Here is a 13,945-nt window from a genome sequence, read left to right on the forward strand (position 1 = left end):
AGAACTCAATCGCTTCGGCCCAGCGGCGTGACGAGCGAAGTTCAAGGCCTTCCTCCACTGCACTCGTCAGACCATCTTCCGTTGAGACGGCTCGGGTTCGGGTGAAGCGTCCTTCGGCGACCTGGTCTGCTGCGTGGACAAGACCGAAGACGGATCCCGCAGTGTACAAAAATATTGTTGTTTTCAGGTAATTACAGAGTCGCATGATCGAACATCGCCCTTCTGTCAGGAATAGGCAGTGGAGTTCTCATCGCCGGTCTTTCACACCCCCCCTCGAGGTGTGAACGGCGGACATGCGGCCCTCAATCCCTGTGGCACGTCGAGGGCTGGGGTGGCCAGCCGTCGGCATCCGCGTCGTCGAAATTGAATATAAGCCGAGAAAATGTGATGTCAAACGGCATCATGCGGACCGTGTGCGGAACGACCCGTATGGACGTTAGAGTTGACGTAGACCTCGTTATCGATTCGAGGTATGAGCCAGTTGGCCGGAGCACGGGGCTTCAACTGGGCAGAATAGAGGGGTTCGGCCGGTTGAATCGACGGATTTCGGGCCGTAGATTCAGTACCATCCGGTTCCGCGACCAGATCGATGAAATCGGCGAATTGGACGGCCGGGCCAGAACTTTCGCTACCGGACAGTCAGGTGATGAATTTTTTCCACGCCGCCGTTACAGGTATTCATCGTCGTCATGCAAATCGCTTTCTGTGACGATTCGGTGGCCAGCGTCCTGAAGAATATGCACCGCCTGGTCGACATCGTCGACGAACATGGCGACCGCCCCGCGACCGTGCCGACGGTACAGCAGTGGATAGGCGTGGTGGATGTTCACTTCGGCTTTGACGAGAGCAGAACAGACCGCGTGAAACGGTTTGTCCCCTTCAGGCAGCTCGACACCGACGACATCGCTCTCACTGAACAAAAAGCCAGAAAGCTCCAGTTTTTCCCGAGCCCGGTCGGCATTATCGAACATCAGGCGAATCATGGCGAAGTCGACTGAATCGACGATGCTGAGGGCCATGACACGGGTGTCGATGGACTCGAGCTGACGCATGACATCATTCAAGCGGCCGACGCGATTCTCAAGGAAAATGCAAAACTGGCGCAGGCAGGGCCAGGCGCGGCCTCGCATCGTCTCGGTACCGGCGCCTTCACCCCCTTGAAAATCGTGCGGCATCACATCGCTCCATCAGTTTGATTCGACCAGGACAAAAGCAGGCCGTAGCCAGGTCACACGTGCTCGCGCGTCCTCTCTCCATTCTCTCGACCGCCCAATTTACGGCAAATGTCCGTAAATGGTCAATCTGCGTCTTGGGTTGAGTAGCGAATTGAAAGCGCGAAGCAGCCAAACGAGTGACCCGAAAACGCGATTCGAGCGCCTTGCGCTCTAGAGGTTCGAGGCATTATTCAGCAAGCCAATATACATCATGGCAATCCGGAAAATAAAGAAGATTATGATCATGGCGACCATTCCCCAGATGAACCATGCGAGCACGGTTGTCATCGCGAAGAGGCTGCGATGAGCCTGTTCTTCAAGCTGGGGGCTTAGTTCCTGCAGCTTCTCGGGAACCGTTCCGGTTGCTTCACCCACACGGACGAGTTCCAGATATTGCCTGGGAAACAGCTTTGTCTCGCTAAGTGCGAACGAGAGGTCTTCTCCTGCAGAAACCATGGCCGCGACCATGGGGATTGCTGAGGCGAAGGCCTGATTTCCCGTGGCTTTCAAACTTGCTTCGAGGCTGGGAATAATCGGCATTCCCGCCTGCTGAGTCAGAGCAAAGGCCCACGAGAAGCGCGCCAGGGCGAACGATCGAAAACAGTCACCGACGATGGGAATGCCTAGTAAGGCCGAATGGACAAAAGTGCGTCCTTTCAAGCCTTGGGAAAGAAACATATAGAGGAAAAATCCCCCTGCCGCGACTCCGAAACACCCTCCCAGCCACGTCAAAGCACCCACGGTTCCCGTTAATCCCAAACCCAGAACATCGAAGGGCTCGGACCCGTTACTGCTCGCAATCATGCCCAGAATCCAGATCAGCAGTGCCACGATAAAAATGGCAGCCAGCAATTGCAGGATTGGCAAAGCAATCGCACCCAGGAACGTACGACGCAATCGAATCAGATTGTCATAGTGATCCGCGAGGGCGAGCAGCACTTCCGGCAATGACCCTGTTTGATCCGCGACGCGGACCATGTCGATCATGAGTTCCGGGAACGCATTCCCCTGCTCTGCCATCGCTGTCGAGACATCCGATCCTTTGCGAAGTTCATCTACAATGCGGGTCGTGATGGATCGCAGTCGCAGGTAATGTGAGTTCTCTCCTGCAACGCGGAATGACTTGAGGATCGGCACTCCCGATTTCAGCATTGTGGAGAGAGAGCGGCAATAGGTTGCCAGATTCGACAGTGGTAACGTCGATTCAGACCAGAATGACAGCATGAAGTTTTTCCTGGCGAAATGCCGCGGATCAAGTGACCGGTTATGAGAGGCGCCCAACGGATCAGCATAGCGATTTCGCCTGTCCTACCAACATCGATCCAAGTCCTGAGAATCGAACACGACCGGCTCTGGCAATCCGTCAGGCGCGTCCAGGAGGAGGCGTTCGGAGAGGCCGCATTCGTTGTGGTCCCGGGGCCGTGTCTAAAGCACGGGAGAGAACATGCGGCAGAAGTTTTCCTGAAGGCGGTTCCAGACCGGGCGGGCGAACCACTTGTCGGGCTCGATTTCCATGGCTGATTCCAGGTCGGTGTGGAATTGATGCTCGATTTGCTCGGCCAGACTTCTGTCGTAAAGAACCGCACCGACCTCAAAATTCAGATAGAGGCTGCGAGAATCGAAGTTCGGGGTCCCGACAAGTGACCAATTGCCATCGATGGAGAGTGTCTTGGAGTGGAACTGCCCCGCCTGGTATTCGTAGATTTTGACTCCGGCCAATAGAAGTGAATCATAGTTAGACCGCGCGGCTTGCAGCGTTGCCCAGTACGTTTTCGGGCCTGAAATGAGAACCCGCGTCTGGACCCCCCGCTGGGAAGCGGACTCAAGGGCCGAGACAAGGGATGGCGTGGGGACGAAGTAGCACGTGGCCAGAGTGACTCGATGACGTGCAGAGTTAATTGCGGCGAACATCAGGTTATGGAAAACGTCGCTCCCTTCATCAGGGCCACTGGCGACGACCTGAGCCACAATGTTGCCGGTCTGTTCGGGCGTCGGAAAATATCGATCGTGCGTCAGGACTTCGCCTGTGGCATACTTCCAGTCGATCGCGAAGACCTCTTGCAGTTGGAGGACTGTGGGACCTTCCAGTCGAAGATGCGTGTCCTGCCACTTGCCATAGAACGGATCGAGTCCCAGGTATTCGTCACCAACATTCATCCCCCCGGTGAAACCGATCTGCCCGTCGACGATCACGATCTTGCGGTGATTGCGAAGGTTGATCGACCACCGTTCCCGAAGTGAACGGCCGGGGACAAAGGAAAAAACCTGAATTCCGGCATCTCGCATCGGTTTGAGAAAGCGATAGGTGAGAAGGTTGGAGCCGATCCCGTCGTAAAGGAATCGGACCCGCACCCCGCGCTGCGCTTTGGAGATCAGCAGGTCTCGCAATCGGGTGCCCAGCTTGTCGGGGCGCCAGATGTAGTATTCCAGATGAATTGTCGATTCTGCGGCGAGGATTGCTTCCGCAATTTCATCGAATGCCTGCTGTGCGTTTGTCAGCAACTGCACCCGATTACCCACCGTCGCACGGCTGCCTGAAATCCGTTCTGCGAGTCGCCTCAGTTCCCGCTGAGTTTCGTCGAGCAGTTCGTGATGCACATGATGCTGGTGTGAAAGTTGAGGCAGGATCCGAGTGACGGACCGCGTGGCTGCCTGTTTCCGGCGCAGGCGTCGTTCCACCTGATTGATGCCAAAGACGACAAACAGAAACGCTCCCACATAGGGCATGGTGATGATTGTCATCATCCAGGCCACTGTCGAGACCGGTTGTTTCTTCTTGGTGAGGAGAACAACCGGCAACAGTGTGAGGGTGAGGACGTATCCGAAGATCGTAATTATCGCGAGAGCGGTTTGCATGCGGCGAGCATAATCGATTTGGTTGCATCAATCATCTGATGCACTCCTGCGGCGAATGACATTCTCGCGGCGCGCCGTCCGTTGCCGGCATCGACGTGCCCGCCTCGATTGAACGGAAGTCCTTGATGCGCGGATTCGATGCCCGCTGCAACGGAAGGCAAGTCAACCTGCGGCTTTGGGGCCGGTCGCTGAGATCAGCCGTGGCGGCCTGCCCGATTTTTGTAGAGGTAGAGGGGGTATTCAGGTGGGCAAGAGCGGCGGCGGGGAGCGGCGGCGGGGAGCGGCGGCGGGGAGCGGCGGACGGAACAACTCTCGATTCGAGGCACGATTCCGACGTCTCGGGAACCCTGTGGAGACGATTCCTCGCCCTGGCTGCCGTGTTGAGAAGGCTGGGCGAGGCGGGTTCTTTCTGTGATCGATGACGGAGCGATCACGGTTAAGCTGAATCACACACGGCGAAAACGAGTGGACATCCTGATTCCACTTTTGAGGGAGTTTCCGGGCAACGGTCGAGGCGTCGCTGCCCGAACATCTCATGTTCTTCTACATCACTTGGCTTTGTTGCGACGGTATCGTGCACCGATAAGACCCAAAGCGCCAACCCCCAACAGAGCAAAGCTTGTTGGTTCTGGCACGTGTGCTGCCTTGAGGTCGAATGTAACCGTATCGGTGGCGGGGTTGTAGGTGTAGGTCAAAGTGTAGACGTCGGTGTGGGTGCCGTGAAGGACGGATTTCGTGGTGCTGGTTGAGGTGGGGGTGAGCTGATCGAAAGCGATCATAAACTGGACGAGCGGGCCCATTCCTTCGCCAGGGTGAGGTTCAGTTGTGTGCTGACCCGTCAGCTTTCCGAACCAGCCGTCCCCACCGCCCAGGTAGGTGAGAGTGATTGGGTTCGGCCCTACCGACCAGTTGGTCAGCACAGGAACTGCGAGTGAATCATTGTTGCTGCCATCGTCCAGAATTCCTTTTCCGTACCAGGTCACTTCCAGTTTCAAGGGTTCATCGATGACCACAGTATCGGGAACAATTCCGGCCACTACGCTGCTCTGTTGTCCGAACAGGACCAAAACGAATGTCATCGAGCTCAGAATTACGGCTGCACGTGTGAATCGGCGGGAAATACTCATGGGACGGTACTCACTTATTCTACGTTTAACTAGACACTCATTCGAGAAGACAAAACAGGGAACCCACATCCTGAGTCCGAGCGATGGGTTCAGAGGGAGTGGACTGACATCGATTGAGACCTCTTACGCCGAGGCGTGGAACTGCGACCGGCGGAGGAATCCCGCTGAATCGAACCGAAATGATCACGGCAATAAAACTTTCCCAGTCGAGAAACGAGACAATCCGAATATCTGACAACCAATCAGGACAGCGGCGTTCGCCCCGTCGACCCATCGGGGGTCGTGCGAGTCGGTCAGGCGCGCCATGCTGTGATGAAGGCCACATCAGTCTTGCTGCCGCAAAAGTTCACTGCGCACAAATGAACACAAATCTCATATTCAAATATTCGTTTACTGTGTATCTAAACGCAACTACAATCGGATTCTGTCTTTGCTGTAAGTATCGATTGTGCCGGTCGCGGATACTGTAGCGATCAAAAATGCGGATTTCCAGTGACTCCCGTTCAGAAAATGCGTCGCTCAGAACGTCTGCGACTCTCGTGTCTGCGGCGACGCGAGACAGTGGTTGTTCGATCTTGTTGCGCTTCTCCGGGGTTGCAGCCCCCTGCATCAATGCAGTCTGTGCGCAAGCGTTCAGACAAGACCGGCACGGATATCACTCATCGTTATATGAGGAGAGTGAAAGAAATTTTCCGTGACGTGGAAATCTTATATCCACTTACAGTCGTCCGGGGAATAGCAGTTTCTGATTGTGAGGGTCGCGCCGCTTTTGCGATTCTCATAAATGAGACTGTCGCCAGAGGGTAGATTAGTAGGTGCTGCTGAAGCGTGTGACAGCCGGAGTACCTAGCATTGCCGAAGCGCGCACCGGCATCGTTCAACTTATGACGGTTCGTATGTCTCGGGACGATCTATCTGATTTCCCGTGCGTGTATCTGTTCCCCTCCGGGAGTTGCGCGCACGCCGAAGGTTTCCTGCGTGAAACTCTCACATGTGTGGTCGGGAGAGCATTGCGGAATGGCTGGATATTGGGCACTTCCCCTGTTTTCGCGGCTGGTCTGCTGAGTAGTCTCAGCGAGTCCCTGCAGGGCGATCGGAGACTTGCGGAACTCAGTCTGAGTGAGGGGCATCCGGCTCGTCTTAACGTGTCTCGCTAAGGGAATTGAGTCTGGAGGATGTTGATGAATTCGCGATGCCCTGCATGGTTCTCGGGACTGCATAACTCGGTTCTGTCGTGCGAAATACTCCTCCGCAGTAACTGTAACAGGTAGTCAAGCAGGATTAAGAGAAGCTTAAGTTAGATCTCGGTGCGGATGCGGTGCCGGGAAATCCTAATTCAGTGTTGCTATACGATGTTGATTAGATACGAAATGTAGGCAGGCATGTAGTCGTGTTGTGCCGTATACCGTCCATTGCCTCGACTCCCTCGCTGGAAAATTTCACAGGCGCTGACCGGCGGAGTGTGGCGGACGACCGAAGAGGGGGGCGTGGCTCGTCTGGTCTGGGAAGGGATTTCTCACTGTCAACGACGTTCGACAGCAGGGGAGATCATTCGAGTTCCCGCAGCAGGTCGTCCAGGTCCAGGCGCTGGGTGAACATCGCGAATTCGCCGATCGGATTGCGTGGCCACTGATCTTGTGGACGATCCCAGTAAAGTTCGATTCCATTTTCGTCGGGATCGCGCAAGTAAAGGGCCTGGCTGACGCCGTGATCGCTTGCACCATCCAAGGCAATTCCTGCCCGTCGGAGTCGCTGGAGTGCATCAGCCAGGCTTCTGCGGGTGGGATAGAGAATCGCCACGTGATACAGGCCGGTCGTTCCCGGCGGGGGTGTCGGGCCGGCGAGGCTTTCCCAGGTATTCAGTCCGATATGGTGGTGATAGCCGCCGGCGGAAAGGAAGGCCGCCTGAGTCCCGTATCGTTGCGTGACTTCAAACCCCAGGACGCCATGGTAAAACCGGATCGAACGTTCCAGGTCGGCGACCTTCAGGTGGACATGGCCGATTCGCGTTTGAGGATCAATCGGCTGGCGGGGCTCATTTGAGGACATGGTTCACTCCTGACTTCCTCGGCATGAGTTTGTCTTGCCTCATGACCCGGTACGGGAATCAGACCGTTTCGATCTCTGCCTGAGATTATGCCCGATCCGCTGTCGCCCCTGCCAGTGGGGCGAATCCGCAACAGCCTTCTCTTTCGTAAGCAGTGGAGTGATTTGTGTTGGCCGTACTCGTGTCACCAGAGGCGCCTCGGCGGAGGCTGACCTGCCGACGGGCGTCTCCACCCTGTCCGTGGCCCTTCATCCTCGTAATACGGACGGGTGCTGATGGGGCGGCTGGATGATCACAACACATGGGAGCCCCTCTCACTTGAGTGGGGGGCCAGACGATGGCAAACGGACGGGCTGGCTGCGGGGGAGATCGGATTACCGCGGATTGATCTGGTTCAGTTCAACGGGCTGAGATCGCAGGATTTCGTAATCCTCGGTGACATCTTCTCCCACCGGGTTGAGCTGTTCGTCGCGATAGCGAGCCGCGATGGTTCGATGAGCGGCATCCTTCCACTGATAGTAGTTCTGGAGACTCAACGCGAGTTGCAGGCTGTAATCCATGCTGGATGTCGGTTTATCCGCATCAAAGCGTTCGCCGTAATTCAGGTTCTGGAACCAGCGCATCCAGCCAGTTGAGCCCACCGAGGGGACTTTGTCAGCCGGCTGAAACAAGGGGCTGATGGGAGACTTGGTGGGGGATTGAGCCGTCATATGGCAGCTCATGCAGGAGCTCAGATAGTTGTCTGCAGGACCATTCAACCGCCCGTTCCATCCCAGATGCGTGGGGGGCAGTTCGTTGTCGTCCGGATTGATGATCGTCTCTTTCAGGTGTGGATTGCGTCGGGTGACAACGGGGATCGGGTTCGTGTATCCGCCCCACGTCCCATCGGTGACGTCTGGATCATTCCCCCACTGAATGCCGACCGGGACCAGGTTCTTCCACTTGTTCGCGTTGTTCATCTTTCCGTTGTACTGGTAGTTTCCAAAAACCCATCCATGGGGTGCTCGTTCATCACGAACCATCAGATCCATCTGAATCAGCGTCATTTCCTTGAACACGCGATTCGTCGCGAGGTAGTTTTCAGTGACGTAGGCGTTCCATTTCAGCGGGTTCTCGAGCGATGGAACTTCCGTTGAAGGGACATCCGTAAACAGCACCTTCATGACCACGGTTCCGACGGGAAAGCGGACATCGTGAGCATTCGGCTTGTCCTTGTCTGCCCAGACTTTGCCGATGACATAACCACCGAAGTGATTGTAAATCGCCACGGCGTACATCTGGCCTCCCTGGTGGCTCTGGCTGATGGCCAATTGCTGAGGAGCGACGGGGGCTTCTTTTGTCAGACCATGGACCCCTTCCCGGCCGTTGGGTCCGTAGTGCTGCCACGGAACATGGAACCAGGTTGGCTGATCTTTGATCGCCGCATCGAAGTCGTCAGCGACGTCACCACCTAGGACATTGTCCTTGAAGCAGTAATCTTGTGCCGCCAGCAGGTAATCGCGCCAGTTCTTCTGAAAGTCGATCTTCAGGAAGTCAGGTCGCTCGGACGCAGGGGGCTCTGTCTTTGGGTAGTGCTGGCTGAGTGTAAAGACCCGCCCCTTGTATTCGAGCGGCGAAGGGAGGAAACCAAAGTCAGGGTAGTGCTGATTAACGTAGGGTTGATCATCTTGAGCCGCCCGGGCATTGCTCCGTTCGCTGAGGGTAGCCGCTGCCATCAGCAGGGCTGAAAGTCCCAGGCAGCAAGCGAGGGAGACGCGGAAGTTGATCGTCATGATGAAGTCCCTCACGCGCAGGTCATCTGCGTCAGGTTGATGCCAGTATCAGAATGGACGGGCCAGTCAGGATTCTCGACGTCGCCGAATTGCGATGGGTGTGACGTCAACAGCACGGGTTAGCGAGGCGATTTACGATCGGAAAAAGTGGCTCTTACGTTCCGGTGGTAATACACGGATGTGCATATTCTCGCTTGGTTAGCGAGCGTAATAGTTCAAGCAAGATGGAGAGGGGTCGCAAATTAATACTGCCACCCGTGAATGTCAACGAACGGACTCCTGAAAGTATCTGAATTCGTTTACCTGATGGGATTCGGTTCCGAGGATGAGTCATTGTCGGCACGAAGAGCGATCGGGAGGAGATTTCGCGACCTCTTGGGCACGACCGCCAGGAAGAAGTTGGCGCTGTTGGCAGGTAATCCAGGGAGATCACCTTGTCCAGGCACCGTGCAGCCGAATGGGGCCTGATATCATTCGATGGCCCAGTGCGCAGTACAGGGCTCGCGCCGATGGCACGCAAGCCCTGTGCGCCGGCACTGTTACTTGTGTATCGCGCGGTTGGCCGATCGAGTCAGGTTCGCGAGCCGCTCCTGGACTTCCCGGGTCAGCAGGCCGGGGCTGTATTTCCAGCGCCAGTTGTCGCAGCCGGGGCCGCTCGTTCCGGGCGTATTCATTCTTGCTTCGGAACCCATTGAGAAGAGGTCCTGAAGAGGGGCAATGGCAAGATGGGAGCCGGAGCGCCAGGCGATTTCGATGAACTCCCACGCAATATTGTGTTCCTCGCAGCGCGTGTACTGCTTCAATCGTTCCAGTTGATCGGGGTTCGGCAGGATGTGTGAGCGGAACCAGCCAAGGGTGGTGTCGTTGTCGTGAGTCCCGGTATAGGCAACGGAATTCGCCTCGAACTCTTCCGGCCGATGATTGTCCCAGGGCTCACCCGGAAGCATGAACTGCAGGACCTTCATCCCGGGAAGGTGAAACTCTTTCCGCAGAGCATGGACTTCTTCCGTAATCATGCCCAGGTCTTCGGCGATAATCGGTGCCGTCGAAGTGGAAGCATTCGCGACCGGGTCGGCCCCTTGGACATTGCACAACGCCGTCAGCAGTTTCCCCCGAGGACCCGGAACCCAATGCCCGTTCATGGCCGTCGCTTCACCGGCCGCGACGGACCAGTACGCTTCGAACCCCCGAAAATGGTCCAGGCGCACCAGGTCGACGAACTGAAGCGCCGTTTCCAGGCGATGGATCCACCAGCGAAACCCATCCTGCTCCATCGCGTCCCAGTTGTAGAGGGGATTATTCCACAGTTGTCCTGTGGCGGCGAAGTAATCGGGAGGAACTCCTGCGACTCGAGTGGGATCACCATGTTCATCCAGTTGGAACAGAGATTGGTGGGCCCAGACATCCACGCTATCGTGCGAGACATAGATCGGGATGTCTCCGATAATCTGGATATTCCGTTCTCGGGCATACTGTCGAAGCTGATGCCACTGTCGGAAGAAGAAGAACTGCAGAAGCAGCGCGTATTCGAAGCGAACTTCCAGTTCGGGCATGACGGGCTGACCAGGTGCGGTGACATACTCCGTCCACTGCCGCCACGGCCTGTTTCGGTTCACATCGCGCAGCGCCATGAACCGAGCATGATTGTCGACCCAACTGTGATGCTGTTTTTTGAACTCGGCGAATTCCTGATGCAGTTCATGAGCGGGCGAGAGATTTCTGAAGTTCAGGACGGCGGTGCTGAGCAGTTGATTCTTCAGCAGGGCACTTCGCTGAAAGTCGACGTGGGGAGCTGTCTCCACCTCGGGCAGCAGTGCGCTCGCCAGATCGTTTTCGTTGAGGAGGCCATCCCGCGCCAGCAGGTCCGGGCTGATCAGGAGTGGATTACCGGCGAACGATGAGGGGGACTGGTAGGGCGAGTCACCCATGTCCGTGGGACAGAGTGGCAGGACCTGCCAGTAGCGCTGCTCAGCTCCCGCCAGCCAGTCAATGAAGTGGTAGGCGCTGGGGCCCAGATCACCGATGCCATAACGTGTGGGAAATGAAGTCGGGTGAAGAAGGACGCCGCTGGCTCGTTCCTGAAGCATAGTTGATCATCCGATAAAATCTTCCCTGATGTGCGGATTCAAGGATGGTGCCAGGGGGAAGACCATCCACACGTATCATGCACGAACAAATTTCGGTGGAAATCCGAATTCCATGGCCTCATACAGCAAGGGTTTGAGTCGCCAAAAATCAGCGTGGACGACTGCTGCCAAGGGGCATCCTGACATCGAAAACGTCAGAAGGGAAGCCCGATTGCGGCAGTGTTCATCCGATTGTCGGAATGTGTAAAAATCTTACAGGAGTAAGTTGAACATCTGAACGCTTGCGAGTCATCACAAACCTTGCCAACATAGAACTCGTTGCCCTGTAAAGAATTGAGGCGTTCCGTATCTCCAGCCATAGCAATCTGTCCCATGACATCGACACTGATTACCAAGCAGTCTGCATTCGATGACCTCTGCGATCACATCCGCGAGTCGGGATTGGTTGCGTTTGACACGGAGTTCGTTTCGGAGCACACGTACCGTCCAGAACTCTGCCTGCTTCAGTTTGCGACCAAGGAGCGCTGCGTTGCAGTCGATCCGTACGAAGTCGATCACAGGCGCTGGTGGGAGATGATGGCGGACGACAAAACGACCGTCATCATTCACGGGGGACGTGAGGAAGTCCGGTTTTGTTTCACTTATGCTGACTTGCCTCCCCGGAAGTTATGGGACGTTCAGATCGCCGAGGGACTTCGCTCGCGCAGTTTCCCTTTGGGATACGAAGCGCTGGTGAAGCGAATTCTGGGCCGAACGGCCCAAGGGCGGGAGACGCGGACTGACTGGCGCAGGCGACCCCTCTCGGCAACCCAGCTCGAGTACGCTCTCGATGACGTGCAGCACATTCTTGAAATCTATGACCGTCAGCGGACATCGTTGCAGAAAATGAAGCGACTGCCGTGGGCAGAAGCAGAGATCCAGCGGATGATTGACGAGATCGCTGCGGAGCGGTCGCCGGACAGCTGGCAGCGTCTTCCCGGTCTGCATCGATTGACTCCACGTGAACTGGCGGTTGCTCGTGAGGTGTATCGCTGGCGCGAGAACGAAGCTGCGGCCAAAGACCGGCCAATGCGGAAGATGCTCAGGGACGATCTGGTCATTGAACTGGCAAAACGACGACCGACCAGCGAAGCCGATCTTCTCGCTGTTCGCGACATGAACCGGCCGGAATATAAACGGGCGGCCCCTACTCTGCTGGATTGTGTCGCAGCAGGAATGGCACTGCCCAAAGAAGATCTTCCTCAACTTCCCAAATCACTCGACGAAGACAAGTCGCATGACGAACAGGTCGTCGGCCAACTGCTGGGACTGGCGCTCGCGAACCGGTGCGCTGAACTGAACGTCGCAATGGGGCTGGTGGGCAAGACTGCCGATCTCAGACATCTGGTGCGATGGCACGTCTACAATGAGCGGGATGGTGGGCCCCCTCGACTGACGCAGGGGTGGCGAGCGGAGGTCTGTGGTGACCTTTTAACCGACGTCCTGGCGGGGAAGATCGCGCTGCGAGTTGCGGATCCTCAATCGGATCACCCGCTGGTCTTTGAACGTCGGGACGAAGTCTCCTCGTCATCACCGTCCGTCCCGCCAAAGAAGTGAGGACGCGATTGCGTCCCCCGTTCAGACTGCAGGTACCAACCGAGTCGCCATCTCGTCTCGGACGATGAGTTGCCGGCGATCACCGTTCGCCGCTGAGGCTGCTCTCAGTTCCTGCACCGCTGGAGAGAATCGCATTCTTCGCGGATTTAAGACGGGGCATAAATTCAGACGAGTGGATTGTGGGCCAGTCTCATCCGGCTGACCTGATGAGGCCGCGCACCGATGATGGCGAGACACTTCCTCAGGTCAGTCTGGTGACCTGTGCGACTAGCGATAGATCCACTGCATGTCGCCATCGAGCGAAATTTCGGGTTCGCGTTGATCGTAGCGGTCTCCGCGACGCCAGTATTTCTGCATGATCGTCTTCGTCTGGATGATCGGCTTGCCCCCGGGGCCTTCGACTTTGCGGATACTATTCGTGAACCCGGTCATGAAGACTGTGTATCGGTCTGCGTCCGGGTCGATTCCGCGCCACATGGCGACTCCTTCGATTGCATACTGGTCACTGCCGTCCGTCTGCGAGGCGTCAGGAATCGGTCCGACGACATCGACGGCACTCTTGTAACGCCCTTTTTCCCGCTTGTTGATGGCAGCGAGAGCTTCAGGGATTACCTGGTCGGGGAAGACTTCCTTGCGGTCATTGTCTGTGACGACCAGCGTGAATTCGGGGATGAACAACTGTGGTGCGACAGGGGGATCGAGAACGTTAACGGGAGCATTATCCCCTGTCAGTTCTTCGAATTTATGAGGGAACGCCCGGTAGACGATGTACCAGACGTATTCGAGCTTCTTATTCCCCGTGATCGGGTCGGTCAGTTCGACAGGAATCAGCCGCATCGGCTTCAGATAGACGTCCATGGCCCAAAGTTCGGTCTGTGACGTCCTTTCTTCACCCGAGATGACAGCGGGAAATCGGACTTCGCCACCGCGCAGGGCCTGTGCGCTGGCGGTCGAGGACAATGACAGGATCAACCCCACAGCGACCAAATGCGCGCACGCCAACTGAATGAAAAGAGTCTTCATGCCTGCATCTGTCCTGCTAAAAGGAACTGGGCTGAACTCACCGGACTGCCCCGTCGATTCGCACCCGTCGATTCTCAAAAAATTACAATAGGACCGCTTCTGTGGCACGGTCAACATCTATTTCGGTCAGTCTCGATTCCTTTCATCGTGCTCCGTCGGCCGAAACTCCGTTCTGCGCTGTGATGCTTCCTGATGCTGAAATTTTATCGGGAATCAGTTCAGG

The 13,945-nt window shown here is 56.3% G+C and carries 9 protein-coding genes and 1 pseudogene; 1 reads left to right on the plus strand and 9 read right to left on the minus strand.

Translation table 11 applies throughout. The annotated features are described in order from the left end of the window. The 8 genes and pseudogenes from VGE80_RS13240 to malQ form a co-directional block, all read right to left on the minus strand. A pseudogene (locus VGE80_RS13240) lies at positions 1-205 on the minus strand (hypothetical protein); the annotation flags it as partial. Between the two features lie 463 nt (positions 206-668). Beyond that, the gene (locus VGE80_RS13245; protein ID WP_397569562.1) at positions 669-1,175 is read right to left on the minus strand and encodes an acetolactate synthase; all 507 of its coding nucleotides are present in this window, start codon (positions 1,173-1,175) and stop codon (positions 669-671) included. A 210-nt stretch (positions 1,176-1,385) separates the two neighbouring features. Beyond that, entirely contained in the window at positions 1,386-2,438 is a 1,053-nt protein-coding gene (locus tag VGE80_RS13250) for a type II secretion system F family protein (protein ID WP_440593007.1), read from the minus strand. Positions 2,439-2,639: 201 nt separating this feature from the next. Next, a complete protein-coding gene (gene cls, locus VGE80_RS13255) occupies positions 2,640-4,070 on the minus strand; it encodes a cardiolipin synthase (RefSeq protein ID WP_373652676.1) in 1,431 nt (476 codons plus the stop codon). Between the two features lie 548 nt (positions 4,071-4,618). Continuing rightward, the gene (locus tag VGE80_RS13260; RefSeq protein ID WP_373652675.1) at positions 4,619-5,149 is read right to left on the minus strand and encodes a PEP-CTERM sorting domain-containing protein; all 531 of its coding nucleotides are present in this window, start codon (positions 5,147-5,149) and stop codon (positions 4,619-4,621) included. A gap of 1,596 nt (positions 5,150-6,745) precedes the next feature. Next, positions 6,746-7,246 (minus strand): VOC family protein, encoded by a 501-nt coding sequence (locus VGE80_RS13265; RefSeq protein WP_440593008.1) that lies wholly within the window; start codon positions 7,244-7,246, stop codon positions 6,746-6,748. Between the two features lie 372 nt (positions 7,247-7,618). Beyond that, complete coding sequence (locus VGE80_RS13270; protein WP_373652673.1) at positions 7,619-9,016, minus strand: hypothetical protein; 1,398 nt, start codon at positions 9,014-9,016, stop codon at positions 7,619-7,621. Positions 9,017-9,555: 539 nt separating this feature from the next. Then, positions 9,556-11,103, minus strand: coding sequence for a 4-alpha-glucanotransferase (gene malQ / locus VGE80_RS13275; RefSeq protein WP_373652672.1), 1,548 nt, complete (start codon positions 11,101-11,103; stop codon positions 9,556-9,558). A gap of 372 nt (positions 11,104-11,475) precedes the next feature. Between malQ and VGE80_RS13280 the strand changes: the two genes are divergently transcribed. Beyond that, a complete protein-coding gene (locus tag VGE80_RS13280; protein WP_373652671.1) occupies positions 11,476-12,699 on the plus strand; it encodes a ribonuclease D in 1,224 nt (407 codons plus the stop codon). Positions 12,700-12,966: 267 nt separating this feature from the next. Here the strand turns inward: VGE80_RS13280 and VGE80_RS13285 are convergent, their stop codons facing one another. Beyond that, positions 12,967-13,722 (minus strand): hypothetical protein, encoded by a 756-nt coding sequence (locus tag VGE80_RS13285; protein WP_373652670.1) that lies wholly within the window; start codon positions 13,720-13,722, stop codon positions 12,967-12,969. Positions 13,723-13,945: the final 223 nt, after the last annotated feature.

Origin of the sequence: Schlesneria sp., assembly GCF_036405755.1 — a bacterium.
Taxonomy (GTDB): domain Bacteria; phylum Planctomycetota; class Planctomycetia; order Planctomycetales; family Planctomycetaceae; genus Schlesneria; species Schlesneria sphaerica.

Bases quoted from the DNA above. Each gene is read 5' to 3' on its own strand.
- VGE80_RS13245 (WP_397569562.1), bottom strand. From the start codon at position 1,175: ATGCCGCACGATTTTCAAGGGGGTGAAGGCGCCGGTACCGAGACGATG.
- VGE80_RS13250 (WP_440593007.1), bottom strand. From the start codon at position 2,438: ATGCTGTCATTCTGGTCTGAATCGACGTTACCACTGTCGAATCTGGCA.
- VGE80_RS13260 (WP_373652675.1), bottom strand. From the start codon at position 5,149: ATGACATTCGTTTTGGTCCTGTTCGGACAACAGAGCAGCGTAGTGGCC.
- VGE80_RS13280 (WP_373652671.1), top strand. From the start codon at position 11,476: ATGACATCGACACTGATTACCAAGCAGTCTGCATTCGATGACCTCTGC.
- malQ (WP_373652672.1), bottom strand. From the start codon at position 11,103: ATGCTTCAGGAACGAGCCAGCGGCGTCCTTCTTCACCCGACTTCATTT.
- VGE80_RS13270 (WP_373652673.1), bottom strand. From the start codon at position 9,016: ATGACGATCAACTTCCGCGTCTCCCTCGCTTGCTGCCTGGGACTTTCA.
- VGE80_RS13265 (WP_440593008.1), bottom strand. From the start codon at position 7,246: ATGTCCTCAAATGAGCCCCGCCAGCCGATTGATCCTCAAACGCGAATC.
- cls (WP_373652676.1), bottom strand. From the start codon at position 4,070: ATGCAAACCGCTCTCGCGATAATTACGATCTTCGGATACGTCCTCACC.
- VGE80_RS13285 (WP_373652670.1), bottom strand. From the start codon at position 13,722: ATGAAGACTCTTTTCATTCAGTTGGCGTGCGCGCATTTGGTCGCTGTG.